This window comes from Klebsiella sp. CN_Kp113 (assembly GCF_040064585.1).
Lineage (GTDB): Bacteria > Pseudomonadota > Gammaproteobacteria > Enterobacterales > Enterobacteriaceae > Klebsiella > Klebsiella michiganensis.
Window position 1 is genome coordinate 1 of the sequence record NZ_JBEAID010000063.1, and the last position, 1966, is coordinate 1966.

The 1966-nt window shown below is 56.1% G+C and carries 1 protein-coding gene and 1 pseudogene; one reads left to right on the forward strand and one right to left on the reverse strand.

Annotated features, from left to right (window positions below; translation table 11 throughout):
* Positions 1–134: 134 nt before the first annotated feature.
* Complete coding sequence (locus ABLV30_RS26965) at positions 135–848, reverse strand: hypothetical protein (RefSeq protein ID WP_348865698.1); 714 nt, start codon at positions 846–848, stop codon at positions 135–137.
* A 70-nt stretch (positions 849–918) separates the two neighbouring features.
* Here ABLV30_RS26965 and ABLV30_RS26970 point away from each other — a divergent pair.
* Positions 919–1966 (forward strand): annotated as a pseudogene (locus ABLV30_RS26970) (hypothetical protein); the annotation flags it as partial.

Sequence of the window (1966 nt, forward strand, 5' to 3'; positions counted from 1 at the left end):
TCTTATTCTGACAGTGACTCGGATTCCGACAGAGATTCGGACTCCGACAGTGACTCGGATTCTGACAGCGACTCGGATTCGGACAGCGACTCGGATTCAGACAGTGATTCGGACTCTGACAGCGATTCGGACTCTTACAGCGACTCGGATTCGGACAGCGATTCGGATTCCGACAGCGATTCGGACTCTGACAGCGACTCGGATTCGGACAGCGATTCGGACTCCGACAGTGATTCGGACTCCGACAGCGATTCCGACTCCGACAGCGACTCGGACTCCGACAGCGATGCCGATTCCGACAGTGATTCGGATTCTGACAGCGATTCCGACTCCGACAGTGATTCGGACTCCGACAGTGATTCCGACTCGGACAGCGATGCTGACTCCGACAGCGATTCGGACTCCGACTCCGACAGCGACTCTGACTCTGACAGCGACTCGGACTCTGACAGCGATTCGGACTCCGACAGTGACTCGGATTCTGACAGTGACTCCGATTCAGACAGCGATGCTGACTCTGACAGCGATTCGGACTCTGACAGCGATGCCGATTCCGACAGTGATTCGGATTCTGACAGCGATTCGGATTCTGACAGCGATTCCGATTCTGACAGCGACTCGGACTCGGATAGTGACTCGGATTCGGATAGCGACTCCGATTCTGACAGTGACTCGGATTCCGACAGCGACTCGGATTCCGACAGTGATTCGGATTCTGACAGTGACTCGGATTCTGACAGCGATTCGGACTCTGACAGCGACTCCGATTCCGACAGCGACTCGGACTCTGACAGCGATTCGGATTCTGACAGCGATTCGGATATCCCGCAGGCCAATGCGGATACCAATACCGCGCTGATCTCTGAGAACCATGACAATCTCGACGGGGTAAACGGTACGATTACCCAGCTGACAGGCGTGAACCTGCTTGGCGTGGTCGATGTTTCGCTGCTTAGCGGTAATAACTTTGACTTTACTGTCGCGAGTGGAACGACTCAGGATGTGGCACTGGATATTTCCGGCGGCACCACGCTGAGCTCGGCGGCGCTGATTAATACGCTACTGCTGCTGCTGGGTGGAACGAATACCTTCCAGGCCGATCTCGCGGTGGTGAATACGGTGACCGGAGAAGTGGTTGCGCTGGCGTCGAATGCGGTGACTATTACGGCGGGAGGCGTCAGCCTGGATTACAGCGGTAGCGCGAGCTTCAGCGACCTGCCGGAGGGGAACTATACGGTAGTGATTTCGTCGCCAACGAATACCGGGCTGCTGCCGACGCTGGTGAATTTCCTGGCGAATCTCAGCGTAGCGACCGCGGTGGATGTGGCGGTAACCGACTCCGTAGGATACGAGTCCGCGATTATCAGCGGTAACGTACTGCAGACGGACGCGGGTGGGGACGTTGGCGATACCGGTACGGATATTACTGTGACCAGCATCATTGCGACCTCGGTTCCGGGGGCAACGGCGGAACCGGTTAGCTCGGGGGGGACGATCGTTGAGGGCGCCTACGGTACGCTGGTGATCTATGCCGATGGTTCTTACACCTATCACGCGACCGGAGACGCTGACTCTGTCGGTCAAACGGAGGTCTTTACCTACACCATTACGGATGCGGATGGCGATACGGCAACGACGACGCTGACCATTAATATTGGCCTGGCCGATGATACGGATAGCGATGCTGATTCCGACTCCGACAGTGATTCAGACTCTGACAGTGACTCGGATTCTGACAGTGACTCGGATTCCGACAGCGATTCGGATTCTGACAGTGATTCCGACTCCGACAGTGATTCGGATTCCGACAGCGACTCTGACTCCGACAGTGACTCAGATTCTGACAGTGACTCGGATTCCGACAGCGATTCGGACTCCGACAGTGATTCAGACTCTGACAGTGACTCGGACTCTGACAGTGACTCGGATTCCGACAGCGATTCGGATTCTGACAGTGATTCCGACT